General features: G+C 70.7%; 20 protein-coding genes, 1 tRNA gene and 1 pseudogene. 10 read left to right on the forward strand and 12 right to left on the reverse strand.

Annotated features, from left to right (window positions below; genetic code table 11):
* Positions 1-218 precede the first annotated feature (218 nt).
* The 6 genes from topA (at position 219) to OG322_RS20270 (ending at position 10,673) form a co-directional block, all read left to right on the forward strand.
* The gene (gene topA, locus OG322_RS20245) at positions 219-3,092 is read left to right on the forward strand and encodes a type I DNA topoisomerase (RefSeq protein ID WP_123460107.1); all 2,874 of its coding nucleotides are present in this window, start codon (positions 219-221) and stop codon (positions 3,090-3,092) included.
* A gap of 375 nt (positions 3,093-3,467) precedes the next feature.
* Entirely contained in the window at positions 3,468-6,755 is a 3,288-nt protein-coding gene (gene tmk / locus OG322_RS20250) for a dTMP kinase (RefSeq protein ID WP_206432332.1), read from the forward strand.
* 245 nt (positions 6,756-7,000) lie between these two features.
* Positions 7,001-8,206, forward strand: coding sequence for a DNA polymerase III subunit delta' (locus OG322_RS20255; protein ID WP_123460105.1), 1,206 nt, complete (start codon positions 7,001-7,003; stop codon positions 8,204-8,206).
* Between the two features lie 173 nt (positions 8,207-8,379).
* The gene (locus tag OG322_RS20260) at positions 8,380-9,924 is read left to right on the forward strand and encodes an alpha/beta hydrolase (protein ID WP_266411647.1); all 1,545 of its coding nucleotides are present in this window, start codon (positions 8,380-8,382) and stop codon (positions 9,922-9,924) included.
* 119 nt (positions 9,925-10,043) lie between these two features.
* Positions 10,044-10,117 (forward strand) — tRNA-Thr (locus tag OG322_RS20265).
* A 430-nt stretch (positions 10,118-10,547) separates the two neighbouring features.
* Entirely contained in the window at positions 10,548-10,673 is a 126-nt protein-coding gene (locus OG322_RS20270) for a hypothetical protein (protein ID WP_260146851.1), read from the forward strand.
* A gap of 59 nt (positions 10,674-10,732) precedes the next feature.
* Here the strand turns inward: OG322_RS20270 and OG322_RS20275 are convergent, their stop codons facing one another.
* From OG322_RS20275 to OG322_RS20320, 9 genes are all read right to left on the reverse strand, one after another.
* Positions 10,733-11,164, reverse strand: a complete 432-nt coding sequence (locus OG322_RS20275) for a peptidase M23 (RefSeq protein ID WP_123460104.1) — start codon at positions 11,162-11,164, stop codon at positions 10,733-10,735.
* 58 nt (positions 11,165-11,222) lie between these two features.
* Positions 11,223-11,660, reverse strand: a complete 438-nt coding sequence (locus tag OG322_RS20280) for a peptidase M23 (RefSeq protein WP_123460103.1) — start codon at positions 11,658-11,660, stop codon at positions 11,223-11,225.
* A gap of 37 nt (positions 11,661-11,697) precedes the next feature.
* Complete coding sequence (locus tag OG322_RS20285) at positions 11,698-12,582, reverse strand: hypothetical protein (RefSeq protein ID WP_124284319.1); 885 nt, start codon at positions 12,580-12,582, stop codon at positions 11,698-11,700.
* 35 nt (positions 12,583-12,617) lie between these two features.
* Positions 12,618-13,862, reverse strand: a complete 1,245-nt coding sequence (locus OG322_RS20290) for an ABC transporter permease (protein ID WP_123460101.1) — start codon at positions 13,860-13,862, stop codon at positions 12,618-12,620.
* Entirely contained in the window at positions 13,859-14,560 is a 702-nt protein-coding gene (locus OG322_RS20295; RefSeq protein ID WP_123460100.1) for an ABC transporter ATP-binding protein, read from the reverse strand. Before OG322_RS20295 ends, OG322_RS20290 begins: the two co-directional genes overlap by 4 nt.
* Positions 14,557-15,909 (reverse strand): peptidoglycan-binding protein, encoded by a 1,353-nt coding sequence (locus OG322_RS20300; protein WP_123460099.1) that lies wholly within the window; start codon positions 15,907-15,909, stop codon positions 14,557-14,559. The genes OG322_RS20295 and OG322_RS20300 overlap by 4 nt, the downstream gene beginning before the upstream one ends.
* A 594-nt stretch (positions 15,910-16,503) precedes the next feature.
* Complete coding sequence (locus OG322_RS20310; protein ID WP_329306769.1) at positions 16,504-18,354, reverse strand: glycoside hydrolase family 15 protein; 1,851 nt, start codon at positions 18,352-18,354, stop codon at positions 16,504-16,506.
* 70 nt (positions 18,355-18,424) lie between these two features.
* Positions 18,425-18,988 (reverse strand): hypothetical protein, encoded by a 564-nt coding sequence (locus OG322_RS20315; RefSeq protein ID WP_241200018.1) that lies wholly within the window; start codon positions 18,986-18,988, stop codon positions 18,425-18,427.
* Entirely contained in the window at positions 18,985-20,478 is a 1,494-nt protein-coding gene (locus OG322_RS20320) for a molybdopterin-dependent oxidoreductase (RefSeq protein ID WP_329306770.1), read from the reverse strand. The genes OG322_RS20315 and OG322_RS20320 overlap by 4 nt, the downstream gene beginning before the upstream one ends.
* A gap of 127 nt (positions 20,479-20,605) precedes the next feature.
* Here OG322_RS20320 and OG322_RS20325 point away from each other — a divergent pair.
* Positions 20,606-20,728, forward strand: a pseudogene (locus OG322_RS20325) (IS21-like element helper ATPase IstB); the annotation flags it as partial.
* A 2-nt stretch (positions 20,729-20,730) separates the two neighbouring features.
* On the opposite strand, the gene OG322_RS20330 reads toward OG322_RS20325, so the two are convergent.
* The gene (locus OG322_RS20330) at positions 20,731-21,516 is read right to left on the reverse strand and encodes a GNAT family N-acetyltransferase (protein ID WP_329306771.1); all 786 of its coding nucleotides are present in this window, start codon (positions 21,514-21,516) and stop codon (positions 20,731-20,733) included.
* 983 nt (positions 21,517-22,499) lie between these two features.
* Between OG322_RS20330 and OG322_RS20335 the strand changes: the two genes are divergently transcribed.
* The 3 genes from OG322_RS20335 to OG322_RS20345 all read left to right on the forward strand — a co-directional run bounded on the left by OG322_RS20335 (position 22,500) and on the right by OG322_RS20345 (position 24,113).
* Positions 22,500-22,868 (forward strand): VOC family protein, encoded by a 369-nt coding sequence (locus tag OG322_RS20335; protein ID WP_123460096.1) that lies wholly within the window; start codon positions 22,500-22,502, stop codon positions 22,866-22,868.
* 269 nt (positions 22,869-23,137) lie between these two features.
* Positions 23,138-23,539 (forward strand): PadR family transcriptional regulator, encoded by a 402-nt coding sequence (locus OG322_RS20340; RefSeq protein ID WP_123460095.1) that lies wholly within the window; start codon positions 23,138-23,140, stop codon positions 23,537-23,539.
* A complete protein-coding gene (locus OG322_RS20345) occupies positions 23,526-24,113 on the forward strand; it encodes an HAAS signaling domain-containing protein (protein ID WP_123460094.1) in 588 nt (195 codons plus the stop codon). The genes OG322_RS20340 and OG322_RS20345 overlap by 14 nt, the downstream gene beginning before the upstream one ends.
* 60 nt (positions 24,114-24,173) lie before the next feature.
* On the opposite strand, the gene OG322_RS20350 is transcribed toward OG322_RS20345, so the two are convergent.
* Together OG322_RS20350 and OG322_RS20355 are read right to left on the reverse strand one after the other, a co-directional pair.
* Entirely contained in the window at positions 24,174-25,025 is an 852-nt protein-coding gene (locus OG322_RS20350) for an SDR family oxidoreductase (RefSeq protein WP_266411665.1), read from the reverse strand.
* A gap of 58 nt (positions 25,026-25,083) precedes the next feature.
* Positions 25,084-25,254 (reverse strand): hypothetical protein, encoded by a 171-nt coding sequence (locus tag OG322_RS20355; protein WP_185095312.1) that lies wholly within the window; start codon positions 25,252-25,254, stop codon positions 25,084-25,086.
* Between the last annotated feature and the right edge of the window lie 128 nt (positions 25,255-25,382).

The raw sequence follows: 25,382 nt of genomic DNA on the forward strand, positions 1-25,382 counted from the left end.
CCCGAAACCCGCAGGCAGCCGCCCTGCGCGCGGCGGACCGAGCGGGCCGGGCGGCAGGAAAGGCGGAAGTCGGGTTACCGTTCGAGTGGCCGTTGCGGGCTTTTGCCGTTTGACACGGGGGCGGGTTGTACCGTCACACTCCGCAGCGACAGCACCGTCGGCAGCGCGATCGCGCTGCCCGGATGCCCACCGAGCGTCGACCGGAGAGAAGAGCGAAGTTGTCCCCGACCAGCGAGACCGCACAGGGCGGCCGCCGACTCGTCATCGTCGAGTCGCCTGCCAAGGCGAAGACGATCAAGGGCTATCTCGGCCCCGGATACGTCGTCGAGGCGAGCGTCGGGCACATCCGCGACCTCCCGAACGGTGCCGCGGAGGTGCCGGACGAGTACACCGGCGAGGTGCGTCGGCTCGGCGTCGACGTCGAGAACGACTTCCAGCCCATCTATGTCGTCAATGCCGACAAGAAGGCCCAGGTCAGGAAGCTCAAGCAGCTGCTGGCCGAGTCGGACGAACTCTTCCTCGCCACCGATGAGGACCGCGAGGGCGAAGCCATCGCGTGGCACCTGCAGGAAGTGCTCAAGCCCAAGGTCCCGGTCCACCGGATGGTCTTCCACGAGATCACCAAGGACGCGATCCGGGCGGCCGTCGCCAACCCGCGCGAGCTCAACCAGCGCATGGTCGACGCCCAGGAAACCCGCCGCATCCTCGACCGCCTCTACGGCTACGAGGTCTCGCCGGTCCTGTGGAAGAAGGTCATGCCGCGGCTGTCGGCGGGCCGCGTCCAGTCCGTCGCCACCCGCCTCGTCGTCGAGCGGGAGCGCGAGCGCATCGCCTTCCGCTCCGCCGAGTACTGGGATCTGACCGGCACGTTCGCCACCGGCCGCACCGGTGACGCCTCCGATCCCTCGACGCTCACCGCCCGCCTCAGCGCGGTCGACGGGCGCCGTATCGCCCAGGGCCGCGACTTCGGTCCGGACGGGCAGCTGAAGTCCGGATCCGGCCAGACGCTGCACCTGGACGAGACGAACGCCCGCGCCCTGGCCGCCGCGCTCGCCGAGTCCACGTTCGCCGTCCGGTCCGTCGAGTCGAAGCCGTACCGCCGTTCCCCGTACGCCCCCTTCCGCACGACGACCCTCCAGCAGGAGGCGAGCCGGAAGCTGGGCTTCGGGGCCAAGGCCACCATGCAGGTCGCGCAGAAGCTGTACGAGAACGGCTTCATCACCTACATGCGTACCGACTCCACGACCCTCTCGGACACCGCGATCTCCGCGGCCCGGGCCCAGGTCACGCAGTTGTACGGGGCGAACTACCTGCCGGACAAGCCGCGCACGTACGCCGGCAAGGTCAAGAACGCGCAGGAGGCGCACGAGGCGATCCGCCCCTCCGGCGACCGCTTCCGCACCCCTGCCGAGACCGGCCTCACCGGCGACCAGTTCCGGCTCTACGAGCTGATCTGGAAGCGGACCGTCGCCTCCCAGATGAAGGACGCGGTCGGTAACTCCGTCACCGTCAAGATCGGCGGCCGGGCGAGCGACGGCCGGGACGCCGAGTTCTCCGCGTCCGGCAAGACGATCACCTTCCATGGCTTCATGAAGGCGTACGTCGAAGGCGCCGACGACCCGAACGCCGAGCTCGACGACCGTGAGCGCCGGCTGCCGCAGGTTGCCGAGGGTGACGCGCTGACCTCGGACGAGATCTCGGTCGACGGTCACGCGACGAAGCCGCCGGCCCGATACACCGAGGCCTCGCTGGTCAAGGAGCTCGAAGAGCGCGAGATCGGCCGTCCGTCGACGTACGCCTCGATCATCGGGACGATTCTCGACCGCGGGTACGTGTTCAAGAAGGGGACGGCGCTCGTGCCGTCGTTCCTCTCGTTCGCCGTGGTCAACCTGCTGGAGAAGCACTTCGGCCGGCTCGTCGACTACGACTTCACGGCCCGCATGGAGGACGACCTCGACCGCATCGCGCGGGGCGAGGCCCAGTCCGTGCCGTGGCTGAAGCGTTTCTACTTCGGTGCGACCGCCGGGGACGAGGCGGCGGGCGCCGGGAAGGCCTCCGACGCGGGCAACGGCGACGGCGACCACCTCGGCGGGCTCAAGGAGCTCGTCACCGACCTCGGCGCCATCGACGCCCGCGAGATCTCCTCGTTCCCCGTCGGCAACGACATCAAGCTCCGGGTCGGCCGGTACGGCCCGTACATCGAGCGCGGCGAGAAGGACTCCGAGGGCCACCAGCGCGCGGACGTCCCCGAGGACCTGGCCCCCGACGAACTGTCCGTCGAGTACGCGGAGGAGCTGCTGGCCAAGCCGAGCGGCGACTTCGAACTCGGTGCTGACCCGGTCAGCGGGAACCAGATCATCGCCAAGGACGGGCGCTACGGCCCGTACGTCACCGAGGTGCTGCCCGAGGGCACCCCGAAGACCGGCAAGAACGCGGTGAAGCCGCGGACCGCCTCGCTCTTCAAGTCGATGTCGCTGGACACGGTGACGCTGGCCGACGCGCTGAAGCTGATGTCGCTGCCGCGCGTCGTCGGCGAGGACGCCGAGGGCGTCGAGATCACCGCGCAGAACGGCCGCTACGGCCCGTACCTGAAGAAGGGCACGGACTCGCGGTCGCTCACCTCCGAGGACCAGCTCTTCGACATCACGCTCGATGAGGCGCTGGCGATCTACGCCCAGCCGAAGCAGCGCGGCCGGGCCGCGGCCAAGCCGCCGCTGAAGGAACTGGGCACGGACCCGGTGAGCGGGGCGCCGGTGGTCGTGAAGGACGGCCGCTTCGGCGCGTACGTCACCGACGGCGAGACGAACGCGACGCTGCGGTCCGACGACAGCGTCGAGGAGATCACGCCGGAGCGCGGCTACGAACTGCTCGCCGAGAAGCGGGCCAAGGGGCCCGCCAAGAAGAAGACGGCGAAGAAGGCCCCGGCCAAGAAGGCGACCGCGAAGAAGGCGCCTGCGAAGAAGGCGGCCGCGGCCAAGAAGACCGCCGCGAAGAAGACGACGACGGCGGCGGCCAAGAAGACCGCGGCCAAGAAGACGACTGCGACGGCGGCGAAGAAGGCCGCTTCTGCGGCGGCGTCGACGGAGGAGTGACCTCGCGGGGTTCCTGAACGCCGGACGGGCTGGAGATGTCTCTCCAGCCCGTCCGGCGTTTGTTTGGTGCTCTTGGTGGCGGGCGGTGCGCCGGGGGCGGGTGGGGTGCGCCTGCGGCGGGCCTTGTCCCTCCCCTCCGCGCCCCTTCCCGTATCCGGGGCTCCGCCCGGCCCCCGCTCCTCAAACGGAGGGGCTGGGATCCGGAGGGGCTGGGGGATGGGCCAGTCGGGTGGCGGGCTGGGGAGGGGCTGGGATGGCGGTTGCCCGGGGTGGTGGGCTGGAACCGCGGTGGGAACGGGTGTGGAGCGGGTGCCTGGCGGTCGTATGTTCGGACGCGGCCCCCGGGCACCGGTCTGCTCCCGATAGGCTGGGCGGATGACGCGAGCCGAGCAGCCAACGGTCGTGAGCCCCACCTCCGACACACTTGCCGCAGACTCACGCGAGCGCGCCGTACGAGCCCTGTTGCGTATTCCCCCGCTGAAGCGGTTGTGGAGCGCCCAGCTCGTCGGCGGTATCGGCGATGCACTCGCCCTTCTCGTGCTGGTGTTGCTGTCGCTGCAAGCGGCGGTCCTTGAGGGCTCATTCGGATCCGGATACCGCGGGGCGGCCTTTGCCGTCGCCGCCGTGTTCGGTGCCCGGATTATTTCCACCTTGCTCTTCGGAGCCGTACTTCTGGGGCCTTTGACGACCCTGACGGCGCCGGGCGGGCCGATCGACCGGCGGTGGCTGATGATCGGGGCGGACGGGCTGCGGCTCGCGCTGCTGGTCGTCGCGCCGCTGTGGATCGACTGGATGCCCGACCGGGCGCTCATGATGATCCTGATCACCGTGTTCGTCACCGGCGTCGGTGAACGCCTGTGGCGGGTCGCCAAGGAGAGTGCCGCTCCCGCGCTGCTGCCCGCCCCGCCCATCGAGGGCGCCGCGGTACGCCCGCTGCCGGACCACCTCGACGCGCTGCGCCGGCTCTCCCTGCGGACCGACTTCGCCGCCGTCCCCGTCGCCGCGGCCGTGCTGCTGGTGGCCACGCTGATCGGGAATCTGCTGGGCTCGGGCCTGGACTGGTTCTCCTTCCACCAGGCGGCCCTCGGCTCGTACGTCGCGGCCGGGCTGTTCTCCGCCTCCATCTCCATCCTGTACTTCCTGGAACTGCCCGGTACGGCCACGCCCCGGCCGCGCTCCCCCCTGGAGGGGCTGCGCCGGCCGACCACCGGCAGCGGACCGGACAAGGGCCGTACCGGTGCCGTCCCGCTGATCGTCGGGACCTGCGCCGCTGTCGCCGGAGCGATCGCGGCCGCGGGTGCCGCCGCCGTACTGCACGCCACCGACCTGGGCGGCGGCCCCGCCACCCTCGCGCTGCTGATCCTGGCCCTCACCGGCGGTACGGGTGTCGGTATCCGCACCGCCGGCAAGGTGCTGCCGGCGCTGTCGCGGCGACGGCTGCTCTCCCTGGCCACCGCCGTCACCGGAGTCGCGCTCCTGGTGATGGGCCTGGTGCCGGACACGGCGACCGTCGTGCTGATCGCGGTGCTCGCCGGGTACGCGGCGGGCGTCGCCGCGAACACCGGCCATGTCCTCGTCGATCAGGAGACCGAGGAATTCCGCCGGGCCCGGACCACCGAACACCTCCAGGCCGTCGTCCGGGTCCTGATCGCGCTCGGCGCGGTCGGGGGCCCGCTGCTGGCCGCCGCCATCGGTACGCACCGGCTGACGGCCGGTGACTTCGTCTTCGCGCACGGCGGTGCCGCTTTCACCCTGATGCTGATCGGCGCCCTGCTGCTGCCGGTTGCCGCGATCGTGCTCGCGAAGACGGACGACCGTTCCGGAGTGCCGCTGCGGCGCGATCTGCGCGAGGCGCTGCGTGGCGGCGATCCGGCCGTCGCACCCGCCGCGACCGGTTTCTTCCTCGCCCTGGAGGGCGGCGACGGAGCCGGCAAGTCCACCCAGGTCGAGGCGCTCGCCGAGTGGATCCGGGCCAAGGGACACGAGGTCGTCGTCACCCGGGAGCCCGGGGCCACGCCCGTCGGCAAGCGGCTGCGGTCGATCCTGCTCGACGTGTCTTCGGCCGGGCTCTCCAACCGTGCCGAGGCGCTGCTGTACGCCGCCGACCGTGCCGAGCACGTCGACTCGGTCGTGCGTCCGGCGCTCGAACGCGGCGCCATCGTCATCTCCGACCGCTACATCGACTCGTCCGTCGCCTACCAGGGCGCCGGGCGCGATCTCGCGCCGACCGAGATCGCCCGGATCTCGCGGTGGGCGACGAGTGGGCTCGTACCGCATCTGACGGTGCTCCTGGACGTCGACCCGGAGACCGCGCGCGAACGGTTCACCGAGGCGCCCGACCGGCTGGAGTCCGAGCCGCCCGAGTTCCACGCCCGGGTGCGGTCCGGCTTCCTGACACTGGCCGCGGCCGACCCGACGCGCTATCTGGTGGTGGACGCCGGCCAGGAACCGGAGTCGATCACCACGGTGGTACGGCACCGGCTCGACCAGCTCCTTCCGCTCTCCGAGGCCGAGATCAAGGCCCTGGAAGCGGCACGCAAGGCCGCCGAGGAAGAGGCCAGGCGCCTCGCCGAGGAAGAGGCGGCGCGCAAGGCCGAGGAGGAGCGCCTGGAGCGCGAGCGGCAGGAACAGCTCGCCAAGCTCCGCGCCGAGGAGGAGGAGCGCAAGCGCCGCGAGCTGGAGGAAGCACGCCGGCGCGAGGCCGAACGCCAGGCGGAGGAGGCCCGGCAGCGCGCCGAGGAGGCCCGCCGGATCGCGGAGGAGGAGCGGGCCCGGCTGGAGGCCGAGGAAGCGGCCCGCGAGGTCGAGCAGGCTCGGCTGCGCCGCCAGGCCGAGGAGGAGGCGCGGCAACGCCGGGAGGCCGAGGCGCAGCGTCTTGAGAAGCAGCGCAAGGCCGAGGAGTCGCTGCTGAGGGCCGAGGCGGCACGCCGCCAGGCCGAGGCCGAAGCGGCTGAGGCGGCCGAGACCGCGCGTGCGGAAGCCGCCGCGGCCGAGGCGGAAGCGGCGGAGGCCGAGGCGGCCGCGAGGGCTTCCCGGTCGTCCGGGTCGTCCAGGGCGTCCGGCTCGTCCTCGTCGTCCGGCTCGTCCGGGCCGGACAACGAGCTGACGGTGCCGACCCCGATCGTCAACCCGAACGAGATCACTCAGCCGGTTCCTTCCCCGGGGGAGCCGTCGTCCGGCGCCACCCGTTCCCGTTCCCGGTCCTCGTCCGCCACCTGGCCCTCCGACGAGGCCGAGACGACGATGATCCCGAAGGTCACCGACCCGTCCGAGCGCTCCGGCGGGCGGGACGCGACAGGCGCGACGGACGAGACGACGGTGCTTCCGCCGGTACGGGACGCGGGCCGCGAGTCCGTGCGGGACGCCGATCCGGCCGACCGGGTACCTCGGGGCATCTTCCGCGACGAGCACCCGGCCGGCTCCGTGCCGGAGCGCGAGAACGAGCGCACCCGCGAGCTCCCGCAGGTCACCGACCCGCACGCGCCCCAGCAGCCGGCCCCGGACCAGCAGGAGCGCTCCGGCCGGCCGTCCCGGCGGCCCCGCCCCGACTGGGCGGAGGAGACCCCGCTGGACGATCTGCCGACACTGGCGGACGAACTGCTCGGCGACCACGACGACGAGGGCCCCGCGTCCTCGGGCCGGGGACGTCGCCCGCGCCGCTGATCCGGTACGCGGAGGGAGTCCCGGGCTGCCCGGGACTCCCTCTTCGTGCCGGTCACCGGGTGACCGGTCACCCGGTCTGCCGGGATTGTCAGACCCGTCCCCCACAATGGGAAGCCGGATCGACGCCTGATCGGCGCCTGATCGACGAGAGTCACGGCGAGAGCCATGACGAGAGCCGCACAGGGCCGCGCCGCCGTTCCACGGAAGGGCAGCGCGGCCGCACACCACCGGAAGGGCGGTGACCCATGTCCGTATGGGACGACCTGGTCGGCCAGGACCGGGTGCAGGAGCAGCTCGGCGCCGCCGCCCGGGACGCCGACGTGCTGGTCTCCGCCATCTCGGCGGGAGAGCCGGTGCCGTCCGGCTCGAAGATGACCCACGCCTGGCTGTTCACCGGCCCGCCGGGCTCCGGACGGTCCACCGCCGCCCGCGCCTTCGCCGCCGCTCTGCAGTGCACCAGTCCGGACCGCGCCCTGGGCGGGGCGCCGGGCTGCGGTTTCTGCGACGGCTGTCACACCAGCCTCATCGGTACGCACGCCGATGTCGACGTGATCCGCACCGACCTGCTCTCCATCGGTGTGAAGGAGACCCGAGAGCTGGTCCGCCGCGCCCAGCTCTCCCCGGCCGTCGGACGCTGGCAGGTCATCGTCATGGAGGACGCCGACCGCCTCACCGAAGGCGCGGGCAACGTCCTGCTGAAGGCGATCGAGGAGCCCGCGCCCCGTACCGTGTGGCTGCTCTGCGCGCCCTCGCTGGAGGACGTACTGCCCACGATCCGGTCCCGCTGCCGTCACCTCACGCTGCGCACCCCGTCGGTCGACGCGGTCGCCGACGTCCTGATCCGGCGTGACGGCATCGACCCGGAGCGGGCCGCGGCCGCCGCCCGCGCCACCCAGGGCCACATCGGCAGGGCCCGCCGCCTCGCCACGGACGAGCGGGCCCGGTCCCGTCGCGCGGCGGTCCTCAAACTGCCGCTGCGCGTCGAGGACATCGGCGGCTGCCTCAAGGCCGCGCAGGAGCTGATCGACACCGCCACCGACGACGCGAAACAGGTCGCCGAGGACGTGGACGTCAAAGAGACGGAAGACATGAAGGCCGCGCTCGGCGCGTCCGCCGGAGGCCGGATGCCGCGGGGCACGGCCGGGGTGATGAAGGAGCTGGAGGACAAGCAGAAGCGCCGCAAGACCCGTACGCAGCGCGACAGCCTCGATCTGGCACTCACCGAACTGACCGGCTTCTACCGCGACGTGCTCGCTCTCCAGCTGGGCTCGCGGATCGCCATCGCCAATACCGACGCGCAGGACTCCCTCGACCGCATCGTCCGCTCGTCCACCCCCGAGCGGACCCTGCGCCGGATCGAGGCAGTGATCGCCTGCCGCCGGGCGCTGGACCGCAACGTGGCCCCGCTGCTCGCGGTCGAGGCCATGACGATGGCGCTGCGGGCCGGCTGACGTCACGGGTCCGGCGGCCATCAGGGTCCAGCGGACACCACTGTCCAGCGGCCACCGCTGTCCAGCGCCATGCCCCCGGATCATCCACTGCCCATCGATCCACCGAGTGTCACCGAATCACCCGGATGAGCAGGGAATCGGGCGAGTCGTCGCCCGGCGGCTACGCTCCGGACATGGACACCAGGCGCCCGCTCCGCACCCTCGCCATCGCGCTCGGCACTGCCGGCCTCCTCATCTCCGGCTGCAGCAGTGGAAGTTCGACGACGAGCGCCTCGTCGTCAATGCCGAGGGCAGCTGTCTCCCCCGTCCCCGCGGCGCTGAAGACGTTCTACGCGCAGCACCTCAGCTGGCGGGACTGCGGCGTCACCGGATTCCAGTGCGCCACGATGAAGGCGCCGCTCGACTACGCGAAGCCGGACGACGGCGAGATCAAGCTGGCGGTCTCCCGCAAGAAGGCCACCGGGCCCGGCAAGCGGATCGGCTCCCTGCTGGTGAATCCGGGCGGCCCCGGCGGATCGGCCATCGGCTACCTCCAGAGCTACGCCGCGATCGGCTACCCCGCCCAGGTGCGGGCCCGGTACGACATGGTGGCCATCGATCCGCGAGGGGTGGCGCGCAGCGAACCCGTCGAATGTCTCACCGGTCCGCAGATGGACGCCTACACCCAGGTCGACCAGACGCCGGACGACGCCGGCGAGGTCACCGCGCTGAGCGGTGCGTTCAAGAAGTTCGCCACGGGCTGCGAGCAGCACTCCGGGGAGATCCTGCCGCATGTCTCCACCGTCGAGACGGCGCGTGACATGGACGTCCTGCGCGCTCTGCTCGGCGACGACCAGCTGAACTACGTCGGGGCCTCGTACGGCACCTTCCTGGGCGCGACGTACGCCGAACTCTTCCCCGCACGGTCAGGCCGGCTCGTCCTCGACGGTGCGATGGACCCGTCGCTTCCCTCGGTCGAGATCAACCGCGACCAGACCGCGGGGTTCGAGACGGCGTTCCAGTCCTTCGCCGGGGACTGCGTCAAGAAGGCGGACTGCCCGCTCGGCACCACGTCCGCCTCCGACGCGGCGAACAGGCTGAAGCAGCTCTTCGCCGGCCTCGACGCCAAACCGATTCCCACGGGTGGCCCCCGCAAGCTCGGCGAGTCCCTCGCCACCACGGGGGTCATCGCCGCCATGTACGACGAGTCGGCCTGGCCCCAGCTCCGCGAGGCGCTCACCGCTGCCGAGAAGGGCGACGGTTCCGGCCTGCTCTCCCTGGCGGACAGCTACTACGAGCGCGAGCCCAACGGCACGTACGCGAACCTGATGTACGCCAACGCGGCCGTGAACTGCATCGACCTCCCGCCCGCCTTCACCACCTCCAAGGCGGTCACCCAGGCGCTCCCCACCTTCGAGAAGGCCTCCCCGGTCTTCGGCAAGGGCTTCGCCTGGGCCTCCCTGAACTGCGCCTACTGGCCGGTCCGCGCCACCGGCACCCCGCACCGCATCAAGGCCGAGGGCGCGGCCCCGATCGTGGTGGTCGGCACCACCCGGGACCCGGCCACCCCGTACAAGTGGGCCAAGGGCCTTGCCGGCCAGCTCTCCTCCGGGACCCTCCTCACCTACGAGGGCGACGGCCACACGGCGTACGGCCGCGGCAGCGACTGCATCGACACGGCGATCAACACGTACCTTCTGGAAGGCACCCCGCCGAGCGACGGCAAGAAGTGCTCCTGACCCCACCCGCCCCGCCACTGACCTGCGACTACACCCTGGCGACAGGGCGGTACTGAGCACCCCTGGAAACTGTGTAGACTTGGGCCCGCTGCTGATCGCACCATGGTGTGGCAGGGCGTGCCGCCTTAGCTCAGTTGGCCAGAGCAACGCACTCGTAATGCGTAGGTCTCGGGTTCGAATCCCGAAGGCGGCTCGGAATTACCCCAGGACTCACTCGCCGTGACCTGGGGTTTTTTCATGTCCGGGGCATGCCGAGCCGGACGACGGGGATGTCGTGGAGCTGCTTGCGTGAGCGATGCGTGAGCGGAGCGGACCGGCCTCCCTTTGTAACGAGCGTGCCGTCTGCGGCCGTGGTGTGGTGATGACCACCGCTGACCCGCTGCCTGTGAGCGACGTTCTCAGCGGGCCGGCCTGCGATGCCCACGTGGCATGACCCACATCCAAGGCGGCCAGCCGGCGCTCCTGGGAGCCTGATTTACGCGTCGCGGCGGCGAGCCTGTTCCTGCCCTGCAGGCGGCGAGAGGGCGGCGAGTCGCCTGAATGGCGCGCACGGCGCGAAGTCCAGGAAGGGGCGGACATCCCCATGGGTCTGTCAAACGTTCGGCTCTGTTCCGTAGTCGGTGGTGACGGCATGGGACTGGCGCGAGCCGTCCAGGACCGACGACGAGAAGACGCCCGAGTCCGCCGAGGCCCTCAACGGGGCGGACACGGGCGCCTGCATGCACGTGGACCCGGCGTTCACCTGGTGAGACGAGGACGGGCCCCTCTCCGGAAGGACCGAAGGAGAGGGGCCCGGCGCGTCACCCGGTCAGCGCCAGCGGAAGGACGCGTTGTTGTTGTACGTGTTGACGAGGTTGCCCTTGTCGCGCGGCGGGGCCACGTCGGAGGCGCCGGCGTAGTTGGAGTTGAAGTACGACACGCCGGTCTTGCTGTCGTGGCTGTTGGCGTAGGACGCGGCGTTGTTCTTCACGTGGGTGCCGACGCCGTTGGTGCCGTCGCCGCCGTTCGAGAAGATCATCGGGTACCCGCCGATGTTGTCCCAGTTGGAGATGTTCTCGTAGGTGGCGGTCCAGCCGCCCTTCTGGTTGGAGTTGTACCAGAGGCAGTAGTCGACATCGATGACACCACCGCACAGGCTGTCGGGGATGCTGTCGGCCTGTGCGGGCGCGGCGGTGGCCAGCATGCCCAGGGTGCCGGCGGCGGCCAGCGCGGCGGCCACGGCGGACTGACGGATACGCATGATGTTCTCCTCAGGTGGTCGGCTCAGGGTGGTCGGCTCGGGTGGTCGGTTCGGTTGGTCAGCGCCAGCGGAAGGACGCGTTGTTGTTGTACGTGTTGACGAGGTTGCCCTTGTCGCGCGGCGGGGCCACGTCGGAGGCGCCGGCGTAGTTGGAGTTGAAGTACGACACGCCGGTCCTGCTGTCGTCGCTGTTGGCGTAGGACGCGGCGTTGTTCTTCACGTGGGTGCCGACGCCGTTGGTGCCCTGGCCGCCGTCCGAGAAGTTCATCGGGTACCCGTTGCCGCTGTAGTTGTCCCAGTTGGCGACGTTCCCGGTCGTGGCGGTCCAGCCGCCCTTCTGGTTGGAGTTGTACCAGAGGCAGTAGTGGCTATCGATGACACCGCCGCACAGGCTGTCGGGGATGCTGTCGGCCTGTGCGGGCGCGGCGGTGGCCAGCATGCCCAGGGTGCCGGCGGCGGCCAGCGCGGCGGCCGCGGCGGACTGACGGATACGCATGATGTTCTCCCTGAGTGGTGTTGCCTGAGTGGTGTTGTCAGCTGGACTGGCCGAGTTCGGCTGCGGCACGCTTGAGCTGGTCGGTCTTGTGCCGCTCGATCCGGGCGAAGGTCTCGGGGTCCTTCTCGATCTCCCTGCGCTGCAACTCGGATTCGACGTCGAACCAGGCACGGACGAGTCCGGTCTTCTTCTTGCATTCGACGTCCGCTCGGGCCGTCGAAATCTCCTTCTGGTCCGCCTTCTTGCCGGCGAAGTCCGGGTTGTCGATGGCGTCCATGGGCGAGTCGTAGCGGTAGCCCTTGGCCGTCATGCACGACGACCAGGTACGGAAGGCGACGAGCACCCGGGGGTCCTTCTGACTGCGGGCGTAGCTGCTCAGGTTGAGGGTGCGGGCCGCCTCGTCGGGTCCGAACTCGTCGGCGCTGCCCGCGAGCCGCTTCTTGGCCTTGCCGATGCAGCCGCCACCGGAATCGAACGTGCCGTCCGCGAGGGGCTCGCCGGACAAGGTGACGCGGGCCGCCTTGCTCAGCGACTTGAGGGCGCTGTCCCGCCCGGCCGGCGGGGCCGGGAAGTGGTATCCGTAGGCCTGCGCGGTGTGGCTGTTGGCGACGCCGTAGCGGCGGTCCATGACACCGATGTCCGGGGACTGGTTGTCGTCCGGCCGGTAGGCGAAGCCGGCCTCCTTCATGCAGTCCACGGCGAGGCTGCTCATGGCCCGGGTCAGCTGGGCGATCTCGGACTCCGAGAAGATGTACGCCTCCACGGGCAGGGCCAGGTCCGTGGTGAGGCTGGACGACGCGGGCGCGATGGAGTTGTCCGGCTGCCGGGGCGCGGCCGTTTCGTCGGAGTCGCCGCCGCACCCCGTGAGGAGCAGGGCACCGGTGAACAGTGCGGCCACTGCCGCCTTCGTCGTCTTTCGCACATCTCTTCCTTGCAGGCGTGGAGGGGCGGGGCGGATCAGCGGCGCAGGGCCTCCGCGGGCTGGATGCGGCTGGCCCGCCAGGCGGGGTAGAGCCCCGCGAGCAGCCCGGTGATCAGCCCGATCGCGGGGGCGGCCACGACGGTCGCCGGGTGGATGACGGGGGTCCAGTCGCGGACGACCGCCATGGCGACGACGGTGACCGTGCCGAGGCTGGTGCCGATCAGGCCGCCGAGCGCACCCAGGGCGCCCGACTCGGCCAGGAACTGGAGGGTGATGTGGCGGCCCCGGGCGCCCAGGGCGCGGCGCAGTCCGATCTCGCCGGTGCGCTCGAGGACCGCGACCAGGGTGGTGTTGGCGATGCCGACCGCGCCGATCACCAGGCAGATGCCGGCCAGCAGCATGAACAGTTCGTCCAGGTCGGAGGTGACGCGGCCGCGCAGGCTCCGCGGGTCCGGCGGCGGCACCGCCTTGAAGTACTCGGGGTGTGCCGGGTCGAGGGCCAGGGCTGCCTCCGAGGCGATCTGCCGGGCCGCCCCCAGGTCGGTCGCGATGAGCATCTGCGCCCGCGCGCCGCGGTCCGGGCCGCCCCAGATCCGCTCGGCGGTGGTCCGCGGCACCACCACCGACAGCAGCAGGTCGGCCCTGCGCTCGACGTCCGCGACGATGCCGATGACGGTGAAGGCGTGGTCGCCCACGAAGACCGCCGGCGCGGTCTCCAGGGTGGTGATGCCCAGCCGTGCGGCCAGCCCCGAGCCGATCACCGCAACGTTCTCGCCCCGCCGGTCGTGGTAGGCGTCGAAGGTCCGGCCCTGCTCCAGGACGGGTCCGGCCGCTTCGAGGATCCCGGGGGAGGCCGCGACGACCTCGGTCCGCTCCCCTTCGCCGCCGGTCCCGGGCGGCGCGGCCGACACGAGTTGCTCCGGTGCCAGCCGCACCGGCCAGTACACGCCCGCCTTCCGCACGCCGTTGAGCGCCTCGATGCGGCGGTCCGCGTCGGCCGGGAAGGCGTTCGCCAGGTACTCGGGCTGCTCGCCGCCGGTGTCCTCGACGGATACCTGGGTGGCGGTCAGCTCATTGAAGCGGGAGTCGATCTGCGAGGACGTGGTGGCCGTGAGGCCGAGGACCACGACGAAGGTGCCGACTCCCAGGACGGTGCCGAGCGCGGTGAGCGCGGAGCGCGCGGGGCGTTGCAGGATGCCGGCGGCGCACTCGGAGAGCAGGTCGCGCCGGCTCAGATGGGACCGCTCGCGTCGCGGCGCCCTGCGCGGACGCAGCTTCACGCGGCCACCACCTGTTCGCTGAGCATGCCGTCCCGGATCGTGACGGTGCGCTGGCCGCGCGCCGCGACGTCCGGGTCGTGCGTGATCACGAGGAGGGTCATGCCGTCGCGGTGGAGCTCGTCCAGGAGCTGCAAAATCGATTCCGCGGTGGCGGTGTCGAGGTTGCCGGTCGGTTCGTCGCACAGCAGCAGCGAGGGCCGGGCGACCAGCGCGCGGGCGACGGCGACGCGCTGTTGCTCACCGCCGGACAGCCGGGTGGGCAGCGCATCGGTGCGGTGGCCGAGGCCGACCCGCTCCAGCGCCTCGCGGGCCCGCCCGGCGCGGGCGCGGCGCTCGGCGGAGTTGTAGACCATGGCCAGCATCACGTTCTCCAGCGCGGAGCGGTGCGGCAGCAGGTGGAAGCTCTGGAAGACGAACCCGATCCGTCGCCCGCGCAGCCCGGTGCGGTCGGCGTCGCCGAGGGCGGCAGTGTCGATGCCGTCCAGGAGGTAGCGGCCCTCGTTGGGCGCGTCGAGCAGCCCAGCGATGTTGAGGAAGGTCGACTTGCCGGAGCCGGAGGGGCCGACGACCGTGACGTACTCGCCCCGGCGTACGGCGAGTTCACATTCCCGCAGCGCCCGCACCGGCGGTGGTCCCGGGTAGGTGAGGCCGACGCCCCGGAACTCGACGACCGGAGGTGCGACCTGGCCGTCGCTCACCGCGCGACGCCCACGACGACCTTGTCGCCCGCGGCGAGCCGCGCGCCCTCGGCCGGAACGACCTCGGTGTAGCCGTCCCCGGAGGTGCCGGCCCGGACCTCGACGCGCCGCCGCCCGCCGGAAGCGTCCAGGACGGTGATGCTGGTGCGGGAGTCGGCCCCGGCGGAGAGGGCGGACACGGGGACGACGAGCACCTTCTTGCCCGAGGTGGCGGCCTCGATGGTCAGACGAACGTCCTGCCCGGCGAGCCGGGCCGGGAGCGGGGCGCCGGGCTTGACGACGACGGCGTACCCCTGGCTGTCCGCGGCCGCGCCCTGGTCCCCGCCCTCGGCGGCGGTGGGGACGTCGGCCACCGAGGCGACCGTGGCGGTCACCTTGTCGCCGTAGACCTCGGACAGCACCTCGACCTTCTGGCCGGGACGGATCAGGCCCTTCTCCTGGGCGCCCAGCGATCCCTTGACCACCAGCCGGCCGGCGGAGACGGTCGCGAGCTTCTCGCCGACCTCGCTGCCGACCTTGGCGGTCATGGAGTCGACGCGGGCCGGGAAGCCGGAGAGGAAGACCACCTCGGAGGCGGGGAGCATGGGGCCCGACTTCGCCTCGGCCTCGGCGAGGTGCGTCCGCGCCTCGGCCAGGTCCTCGCGGGCGTAGCGGATCGCGTCGGCGTCCCGCATTTTCCCGGGCTTGGTCCTGAGCAGCCCGTCGAGCTGACGCTGGGCCTGCTTCACACCGTCCCGGGCGGCGCCGACCGGGACGCCGTCCGTGCCCTCGGCCACGCCCGAGGCAGGGACGGGCTCGTAGCCGATGGCGGCGTAGAGCGCGGCGACGGCCTGCTTGGTGCCGGGGCCGTAGGTGCCGGACGGGTCGGATCCGGTGGAGTGGCCCACCGACGTCAGGGCCTGCTGGAGCTGGCGGACGTCGTCGCCGTGGTTGCCGGGCTTGAGGTCGCGGTAGACGGGGAGGGCACCCGGCAGCGCAAAGACCGGCCGGCCGGAGACCTCCACAAGGACCCGGCCCGCCGGGAACGTCTGGCCGGAGCGGACCATCACCTTCGTGACGACGGGCGCGGTCGACCCGTCCACGGTCGTGCCGACCGGGGCGAGGTTGACCGTCTGCGAGGCGGAGACGGTGCCGCGGGTGACGACGGTGTCCGCCAGGACGCGCCGCTCGACCGGCGCGGTGAGCACGTCGCGGGCCGGCGGTCCGGCGTCGGCCGCGGCCTGGGCGGGCGACTTGACGAAGGACGAGGTCCACAGGGCGGCACCCGCGAGCACGACGGCGCCCGCCGCCATCGCGGCCACGGCACGCTTGCGTCGGGACAGCCCGGTCTGCTCCCTGACTTCGGACATCAGCCCCCCAATGTCGCGGCCGCGTACCGGAGTTGGTCACGTTCCGCAGCCATGTCCGAGGCGAAGCTGATCACCCGGGCCGAGGAGCTGTCAAGGAGATTTTCTGGCCATGGCTTTACCGGAACGTGACGAGACGCTGACAGGATCATCATCTATCCGGGGTTCCCCCGCTGCGCGGGAGTGGCTGACGCGCCGATCAGGGCGGGTTGACGTGGCTTCAGGTTCACGGTTCGGTCGCTGCCCGGTTGGCGTAGTGCTTCTCTTCGAACTCGACCGGGCTGTGACCTGCCCGGATCGGTCGTTTCCCGGAGATGGCGCGCGGCCGTCCCTCACGCTTCGGGCTGTCGAGTAACGAAGCACGAGAGACAGGCAGTTGCCATGAGTCTTCCGTCCGCGTGCCTCGACGTGGGGCAGTTGGGTGTTTTGTCCGAATTCCGAACCGAGTCCTACGATTGCCTCTACCCCCGCGCGGACGCGCTCTTCGAGCTGACCGACGCGGGTGTTGCGCGCGGACGGGCCGGTCACCTCTCTGTCGGAGCTGACGTTGACCGCCGAGTACCAGCGTGGGCACGGCGCGATGTCACACGAAACGGATCACCGGTCCGATGCGGTCCCTGTGGTGACATCGTGGCGTGCCTCTTCGGCTCGGTGGATGGCGCGTGCCGCGTTGATGAGGCCGATGTGGCTGAATGCCTGGGGGTAGTTGCCCAGGGCTTCCCCGGTGGTGGAAGACACTTCTTCGGCCAGTAGACCGACGTCGTTGGCGCAGGCGAGAGCGGTATCGAAGACGTCGCGGGCGCGGGCGACCTCGCCGGTCAGGGCCAAGGCGTGGGCGAGCCAGAAGGTGCAGAGCAGGAACGCGCCCTCGTCTGACGCGAAGTCGTCGCCGAGGTAGCGGCGTACCTGTCCGCGAGGGTCCGTCAGCTGGTCCATGATCGCTGTCACGGTGGACCGGATCCGGGGGTCGTCGCCGGGCAGGAAGCCGACGAGGGGCAGCATGAGGGCTGAGGCGTCGAGTTCGTTCGATCCGAACGACTGGGTGAAGGCTCCCATGCGCGGGTTCCACCCTTGGGTTTCGATGGCGGTGCGGATCGTCTGGCGGGTGTCGCGCCAGCACGTGACGTGTTCGGCGGTTGCCCCGAGCGTGGGTGCGAGGTCGATGGCGCGGTCGAGTGCGACCCAGCACATGAGTTTCGAGTAGACGAAGTGGCGGCTGGGCCCTCGTACCTCCCAGATGCCCTGGTCGGGCTCGTTCCAGCGGCGGGCGGCGGTCTCGGCCGCCTGGAGGAGGAACGTGCGGGTGGACGGGTCGAACCACGCGCTGCGAGGGCGAGTCTGCTGGGCTGCGTCGAGGAGTTCGCCGTAGACGTCGAGCTGGTGCTGGCGCCACGCGTCGTTGCCGGCGCGCACCGGTGCGCTGCCGCGCCAGCCGGAGAGGTGGGTGAGGGTGCGCTCGCTGAGGTCCCTTTCACCACCGATGCCGTACATGACCTGGAGGTCGACGCCGCGGTCGAGCTGGGTCGCCGCAGCCTGGGCGAGGAATCCGAAGTAGGCGGCCTTCTCCTTCTCGCAGGCCGCGGTGGACAGGGCCTGGAGAGTGAAGCTGGCGTCACGGACCCAGGTGTAGCGGTAGTCCCAGTTGCGGTCGGCCCCGACGCTCTCGGGAAGGGATGTGGTGGCCGCTGCGACGATGGCACCGGTGGGCGTGAAGGTCAGTGCCCGCAGCACGCGTCCGCTGTGGCTGACCTCCTCCTGCCACGGGCCGCGGTAGCCCCGGTGGATCTGCGTCCACGAGCGCCATCCCTTGATCGTGTCGCTCAGCCGGCGACGGATGCGCCTTCCTCGCCAGGGCTCCGCTTCGTCGTCACCCCAGACGGAGAGGGACGACAGGGCGAATTCGAGCCGCTCGCCCGCCCGCAGCTCGGTCTCGCCATGCGCGGTCGAACCGTCGATCCGCAGCGGGAGAGGGGTGGACAGGATGAGGCGATGGCTGCCTCCGTACGCGCTGAGCCCGCCCCGTACGACGGACATCACCGGGTGGACGAGGCCGAACTCGGGCCGTGGCGCGAAACTGGTCTCCACGGCCACCGAGCCGCTGGTGCAGGTCAGCTGACGCAGTAGAACGCCCGGTGAGGACGCTCCGAGCGCGTGTCCGCGTTCTCGGTGCCCCATCGCCAGACCGTCGAGGAGGACGGCCGTGCCGGTGGCGGTACGGAAGGTGGTTTCCAGCACCAGGGTTTCCGGCACGTAGCGGCGGACCACCTCGCTCGGCCCGGTGGGGCGGACCGACCAGTGGCCGGCCTCCTCGTCGAGCAGGCGGCCGAAGACCGCAGGGCTGTCGAAGCGGGGAAGGCACAGCCAGTCCAGGGAACCCTCTGTGGAGATCAGTGCTGCCGAGCGGCAGTCCGACAGCAGGGCGTAGTCGCCGATCGGGCGCGTGCTCACAGCTGTCCGGCCTGACCGGCGGGCGGGGCAGGGCAGGAGGACCTGGATGCCGCCGGTTCCTCGCGTTCGGTCACGGCGATGTCTCGGGGTCCGGTCCGCTCTTGCCCGGTTCGCGCGGTGTCGCCGGGGCCGGGGCCGCGGGCGGTGTCCGCTTCGGGGGGCGGGAACGGCCCATCCGGATCAGCAGGGCCGCGGCGGAGAGCGCGAACAGGACGGCTGTGATGAGCAGCCAGCGCCCGAGGAACACATCGGCGGAGAGCGTGGTGTACAGGGTGTACCGGTAGCTCACCCGTCCCAGGATCAGCGGGAAGTACGTCAGGAACAGCACACCGGAGAGGAAGACCGGAACCCGGACGTAGTTGATCCACCTCTGGCCCGACCGGGTGGCTTCATCTGCCGCGGCAGGCTCCCGGCGCTCACCCAGGAGGGTCTGGGCGGCGCGGTCGGTCACGGTGTAGAGGGGCAGCAGCACCAGGTCGTGCAGGAGTGCGGCGCCGACGAACCAGATGACGACCTTCCAGGGCTCGGCGCCGCTGAGCAGCCGTACTCCGGCAAAGCCGGTGAGGGCGAATGAGCACAGGACCAGCAGCAGATGGAGCGGCGAGGCTCCGTACAGGGTGCGGAGGCGGTTCACGCGTTCTCCCCGAAGGTCAGCCGGGTGACCCACTTGGTGTTGTGGACGCCCGGGTTGGCCGGGACGATGATGCGCGCCGGGTAGCCGTGGTCCGGGGACAGGTCGGCCCCGTTGACTCGCAGAGCCAGCAAGGAGCGCGGATCGCTGACCTGGTTGTCGCGCAGCGTCGTCGAACGGAACGACCCCGCCCGCTGAACGGACTGGACGAACACGCGCGGCACCGCGTCCGTGAACCCGACGAGTGCCGCCAGATCCATGAGGCGCACCCCGCTCCACTCCTGGTTCTCGGTGGACCATCCCTCCACACACGCGATGGGCAACGCCGCTGTGTGCTGCGGCATGGCCAGAACCTGATCACGGGTGAAGACCTTCTCCCGGCCAGGCCCCCGCACGACGAGTCGCCAGGCAGGGCCCACATCGCGCGCCCTGATCCCCACACTCACCGCGGTCTTGTTGATCTGGAATCCGTTGGGGCCCGGCCCGGGGTCCTGTCCGCGCGGCGCGAGCAGCGCGGTGGACCGCAGGGCACCCCCGATGCTCTGTCCCGCCGTCACGACGAGCAGCACCAGGGAGCCCGCCCCCACCATGCCCAGCGCGCCCCGGCGCGACATGGTGGGCGCTGCGGGGTGCGGGGTCACCAGATCCGTGGGGTCCGCCGAGTTCTTCCGCCCCGCCTTCGCCGGGCCGCGCAGCTCCTCGCGGAGACGGCCGCTGCGCAGCATCCGGACCATGAGCGGGATACGGAAGGCGACGTGAACGACGAAGGCGCCGATGAAGATCCAGGCACCGTAGAAGTGCAGCGGGTAGAACGAGCCGGGGAAGATGTAGTCCAGCTGGATGTTGAGTACTCCGGTGGCGAACTCGAACAGCACCCCGCCCACGAGCAGCAGCAGCGAAAGCCGCTCCAGCGCGTGGCCGGCCGACTTGACCGGGGGCCAGGAGAACAGCTTGGGGATCACCGACCACAGCTTCGCGAGCAGCACCGGGATCAGCACGATGCCGAGCGTGACGTGGACGCCCTGTGTGAGCCGGTAGAGCCAGTACGGGTGTGTGGGCCAGGCGAACAGGTAGAACCCCAGCCAGCCCCGGTCCGGAGTCTTGTCGTTGGCGCCGAGGTCGGGGTTGTACGCGGCGTACGAGAGCAGTCCCGTCACGAACATCAGCGTGATGCCCACCAGCAGTACCGCGCCGAGCACGGACGTCAGCCAGGGCCCACGCAACGGGCTGCGCCAGAACCCCCGCCGGGTCGGGCCGACCGGCGGCCCGTCCCGCAACAGATCCGACAGCGCGGGCTTGTGCGCCGCCGATTGCTGGAGCGTCGAACCGGACCGCCCTGAGGCCGTCGCGGTGCCGGATGAGTGGGAGTCACGCGATGGCGCCGGACCGGCCGCGCGGGGCTGATCGGCCGCTTCGAGTGGCTCGGCCTTATGGCGTGGGTCGGATGCCCCGTCGTTGCCGGCTGTCCCGTCCCCGGCCTGTCTGTCGTCCATGACGCCCCTCGTGAATCGGACACGACGGAAGACAACCGTCAGGAAATGGACCATAACCGCCACCTCGCCGGAGACACGGCATTACTCCGGGCGAGCCCGTGTATCCGGCTTCATCGGGCAGTAGTGCTACATGGAACTGGACCGCCGCAGCGCCGAACTCCTTTTCCAGGTCCTGACGGAACGCGAGGAAAGGAACAGCGACGCCATGGCCTCGAACGAGTCCATCGGCGGCCGGACCAAGACCTTCACCGCTCAGGGCGACCAGACATACGGTGTGGTCGTGGTGACCGCGTGCAGGCCAAGGCGCGTGAGGATCGGGGCGCTGTCGGCTGAGGCGTCAACGTAGAGGTAGGGGACCTGGCGGGCGGCGGCGAGTTGGGCTCGGTGGGCGACCATGGCCCGGTAGATGCCCTGTCCGCGCCATTCCTCAAGCGTTGAGCCGCCCCAGAGGCCGCCGAAGTCGACGCCGTCCTTGAACACCAGCCAGGCGGCGCAGACGACTTCGGCACGTGCCTCGGCAACGAGGACGATGGTGTTCTCCGGGGCGTTCTCGATCCGAGCGGTCAGGTCGTCGGCGAGCCAGCTCCAGTCCTCGCCCCAGACGGCGCTCTCCATAGTGGCGATGCGCTGGAGGTCTGATCCGGCGGTGACACGGCGCAGTGTCACACCCTCGGGCAGAACGGGATCTGCGGCAAGGTCCGCGGACTGCCCGATGAGCACGGTCTCGCTGTCCTCGGCGACGAAGCCGGCCGCCGTGAGCCGGTCGGTGAGGTCGGCGGGAAGGTCGTGGGAGCGAGTCTTCCATTCGACCGCCTCACCGCGGGCAGCGTAGAAGTCACGCTGCCGCGCTATGAGCGTGTCCAGGTCTGCCCCGCACACACCGAGGTCGCGTGGGCCCGTGACGAAGCCACGGTGCCAACCGACGACACGCGTCAATGGGCCGTCCTTCTCGATGCGGGCGCTGCCGCCGGGCGGGGTGACACCACGGAGCTGGGTGTCATACGCGGTGCGGAGTTCGTCGATCAGAATGTCCTTCACCCGGACACCGTACGGACCGGGTCAAGTGATTGATCGCCGGTCGAATCCGCGCGGATATCAAGGGCTGCTCTCTCTCACCCGGCCATCGCAGATCGGAATCAGGTACCGCCTCCGCTGCTACCTGCCTCGACGGCCTGCCACCCTTCGCGGTCGGCCGTCCCCACGTTCGCATCCACGCAGCGCCCGTCGTTTCTCATCCACATTCCAGAGCCGGCTGATCACCAACTACCTCCGGAGAGAGTCGGCACATGCTGTCTGTGGAGATCAACGAAGCCTTGTATCAGAGTTGTGGCATGCAGAGATCTGCGTGTTCGGCGACATCCCACCCGTTCCGGGTGAACATCGTCCTTGGCGTAGACGGCCACGGCGGCGACACCCTCCCTGTGACCTGTGACCTGTGACCTGTGACCTGTGGCCGGGGCGGTGGCCCGGCCTGGTGGTGGGCGGTGACGCCCACGGCCGGCGCCCCGCCCAGTACGCACGGGGCGGCCGCAGCAGTCCAGAAGCCACTCGACTGCTGATCGCGTGGACCGGTAGCCGACATGTGAGTGCTCCGTCCACCCGCCGGATGCGCTTCGTCCGATGAAGTGACATACGCAATGCGCCCCGCGCGTCATCGCGCGAGCAGCGCTCTGGGCGACAAACTGACACCTGCTGCGCCCGGACCGCCGATCCCGTTTGGCGCCAGCCCAGGCGAAGCTCCCGGAACGCCTCACGTCGCCCCGGGGGTTTCGCCACTCCCCACGGCCGGCCGACTCTCGCCAGTCGCACGCACCGACCGGCCGTGGGGACTTCCCGGCACTGAGGCTGCGCCATCTTGAAGTGGCTGGTCAGCAGGGGTGGTGTGACCCCGTTTCGGGCCGCTCGTACGGGTCGTGGGCGGCAGTCCGGGGTGCAGATCGTCCGGCAGGGCGGATTTGCCGATGAGTTCACCGTCCTCGAACGGTCTACCCAGCGACACGACCGTTCTCGACAGGAGTGCTATGTCCACCATCCAGCCGGTGATCATCACTGCCGACCAAGACGTCCTGATCGGCTTCTACAAGAAATTGTTCGGGGCCGAGGAGATCTTCCGGGTACCGGAGAACGGCCCGGCCTTCTACATCGGCTTGCGCATCGGCGACACCGATCTCGGGCTGGTGGCCAAGACGGACCCGGGGACCGGGGCGGCGCCGCGGATCCTGCTCAGCATCGGTGTCGACGACGTCGACGAGACGTTCGGCCGGGTGACGGCGCTGGGCGGCTCGGTCCGCGGCGGTCCCAACGACATGCCGTGGGGACAGCGCGTCGCCCACATCCAGGACCCCGACGGCAACCCGGTGAACCTCACCCAGCCGATCCCGGCTCAGTGACGCTGTTCCGGGATGCTTGTGCTGGTCGGGCCGTTTGTGCGGCCGGCCGCGGTTGGCCGGCTTCGTGAGCTTCCCGCGCAGCGGCTCCAGCTTGCCCCTCACTCCGGTGTCCAAGCCCGGCGGGGGCTGGTGGTGGCACCGGTGGCCCGAATCGCCGCCCCGGTAGCTCGAATCGTTCGGAAGGTCACAGGACCTCAGGTGTGAAGGGGTGGAGGAGGGGTGGTGGACGGTTCGGTCAGTGCGGTGCTTCGCCTGGTACATTGCAATGCATGGAACCAGGTGAGGCGGGACGCCAGACCTCGGGCAAGGCCGAAAGCCAGCTGCTCAAGGGAGTGCTGGAGTACTGCGTTCTCGCGCTGATGCGGGATGAACCGAAGTACGGCGTCGAGCTGCTCCGCGAGCTTCAGGCGACCGGTGCCCTGGCGACCGGCCAGGGCACCGTGTATCCGCTGCTGTCGCGGTTGCGGCGGGACGAGCTGGCCGTCACCACCTGGCGCGAGTCGACGTCCGGTCCGCCGCGACGGTATTACGAACTGTCCGGGGCCGGCCGGGCCGCGCTCGCGGAGTTCACCGCGATCTGGCCCGGTTTCCGTGACGCAGTCGACCAACTCCTCACGCCGGGCAAGAGCCCCGGCGAGCACCTGGAAGGGCACACTCTTGAAGACCGATGAAACACTGGTGCAGGACTACCTCGCGGCTGTCGAACGCGAGACGTCGACCCTGCCGCCCGAGGCCCGCCAGGAACTCATCGCCGACCTCGGCGAACACATCGAGGTCGCGCTTGCCGAACGGCCCGGCAGCACCCGCGAGATCCTGCGCGAGGTGGGCGACCCCCGCGTGATCGCCGCGACGGCGTTCCAGGAGCTCGGCGGCACCGCGGGAGCGAAGGCCCGGAAGCCGGGCCGGCGCCGTTCTCCGGTGTGGCTGCCCCTGGTCCTCCTGCTGGTCAGCACCGTCCTGCCCTACCTGGCCCGGAACATAATCCTGAACTGGATAGCCATTGCGGGACTGGTCAGTGGTGTCGTGATCGTGTGCCGGGCCCGCTACTGGACCAAGGCCGAGAAGTGGACCGGGGTGGCCCTGGCCTTTCTCGTCCCCCTCGCGATCAAGATCTGCTGGTACATCGTCGCACTCCCGGATGACGGAAGCGGTGTGGACCCGGCGCTGCGCTGGTCGGTCGTCGCTCTGACGTTCATCGTGACGCTGGCCGGCACCGGGTGGCTGTGGCGGACCAAGCGTCCGTGAACCGCCCCTGAAGAGAGGCTGCTTGCGGTCGCATGAGGCTCCTTCTGGTTACTTGAATGGTTACTTGAAGGCCTCGATGTTCCGGCCGGCCCATTCGGCGAAGGTACGGGCCGGGCGGCCGAGGAGCTGTTCGGTGGTGGGGCTGATCCGTTGCTCGGCGGGGGTGGGGTCGCCGAGGATCGCGAGTGTCGTCCCGACCACCGCTTCGGGCATGAACTGCCGCATCTGCGCACGCGCTTCGTCGCGGCTCTGCTCGATGAACGCGATCGGTTCGCCGAGTACGTCCGCGAGGGTCCGCGCCCGTTGCCGGGGTGTGCTGAGGGCCGGGCCGGTCAACTCGTACGTGCTTCCCGCGTGGCCGTCCCCGTACAGCGCGGCGGCGGCGACCTCGGCGATGTCGGACGGGTCGATGACCGGCAGACCCACGTCGCCGAAGGGCGCGGCCGCGATCCGGTGGGTACGGACCGAGTCGGCCCAGGCGTAGGCGTTGGAGGCGAAGCCGCCGGGGCGCAGGATCGTCCACTGCGTGCCCGACTGCCGTACGGCTTCCTCCAGGGACCGCCCCACGCCTCCATGGGAGGCCGACTGCGGCCGGGTGGCCACGCCCTGGGAGGACAGCAGCACGATCCGGCCCACCCCGCCCGCCCTCGCGGCGTCGAAGATGTCCCGCACCTCCAGGAGCTGCGCACCCGCCCCCGTGTCGTGCAGGAACAGCGCGTCGGCGCCGTCGAGCGCGGGGCGCAGGCTGCCCAGAGAGGCGAGGTCCGCGCGGTAGTGCCGTACCGCCCCTGTTCCGGGGGAGGCGTCCGCGGAGGCGTTCCGGGACACCGCCGTCACTTCCATTCCGGCCGCCGCGAGTGCCTGTACAAGTGGGCGTCCTACGTTTCCGGTGGCTCCGGTCACGACGATCATGTGCTCATGTCCTCTGGTTGTCGGGCGTCTTGTCGGGGGTCTGCTGTCGGGTACGCCTTCACGGCTTTCGGCCGTACCAGGACACGAGCCGGTCGATGTCCGCCGCGTCCGCGTCCACCTCCACCACGGCGGCGAACGGCACCCGGCCGCCGCGTGGTTCGGCGGCTCCGGCGCGTCGCATCGCGGCCAGCGGTCCCGCCAGCACCTCCGGGTCCCAACGGCCTTCCACAGGGCGGTGCGGGGATCGGCGGGGGCGGTGCCGGGGTGGCGGTGGGCGGTGTGGTGCGTGGTGTTGTCGGTCATGGCCTCATCCTGGAAGCGAAACTGGCCACCTTCTGGCCAGTTTCCGGAAGAGAA

Origin of the sequence: Streptomyces sp. NBC_01260, assembly GCF_036226405.1 — a bacterium.
In the GTDB taxonomy this organism is placed as follows: Bacteria; Actinomycetota; Actinomycetes; order Streptomycetales; family Streptomycetaceae; genus Streptomyces; species Streptomyces laculatispora.

What these genes read in the sequence shown, in the direction of transcription:
- tmk (WP_206432332.1), top strand. Translation starts at nt 3,468, where the DNA reads ATGACGCGAGCCGAGCAGCCAACGGTCGTGAGCCCCACCTCCGACACA.
- OG322_RS20255 (WP_123460105.1), top strand. Translation starts at nt 7,001, where the DNA reads ATGTCCGTATGGGACGACCTGGTCGGCCAGGACCGGGTGCAGGAGCAG.
- OG322_RS20260 (WP_266411647.1), top strand. Translation starts at nt 8,380, where the DNA reads ATGGACACCAGGCGCCCGCTCCGCACCCTCGCCATCGCGCTCGGCACT.
- OG322_RS20275 (WP_123460104.1), bottom strand. Translation starts at nt 11,164, where the DNA reads ATGCGTATCCGTCAGTCCGCCGTGGCCGCCGCGCTGGCCGCCGCCGGC.
- OG322_RS20280 (WP_123460103.1), bottom strand. Translation starts at nt 11,660, where the DNA reads ATGCGTATCCGTCAGTCCGCCGCGGCCGCCGCGCTGGCCGCCGCCGGC.
- OG322_RS20300 (WP_123460099.1), bottom strand. Translation starts at nt 15,909, where the DNA reads ATGTCCGAAGTCAGGGAGCAGACCGGGCTGTCCCGACGCAAGCGTGCC.
- OG322_RS20320 (WP_329306770.1), bottom strand. Translation starts at nt 20,478, where the DNA reads ATGGACGACAGACAGGCCGGGGACGGGACAGCCGGCAACGACGGGGCA.
- OG322_RS20335 (WP_123460096.1), top strand. Translation starts at nt 22,500, where the DNA reads ATGTCCACCATCCAGCCGGTGATCATCACTGCCGACCAAGACGTCCTG.
- OG322_RS20340 (WP_123460095.1), top strand. Translation starts at nt 23,138, where the DNA reads ATGGAACCAGGTGAGGCGGGACGCCAGACCTCGGGCAAGGCCGAAAGC.
- OG322_RS20350 (WP_266411665.1), bottom strand. Translation starts at nt 25,025, where the DNA reads ATGATCGTCGTGACCGGAGCCACCGGAAACGTAGGACGCCCACTTGTA.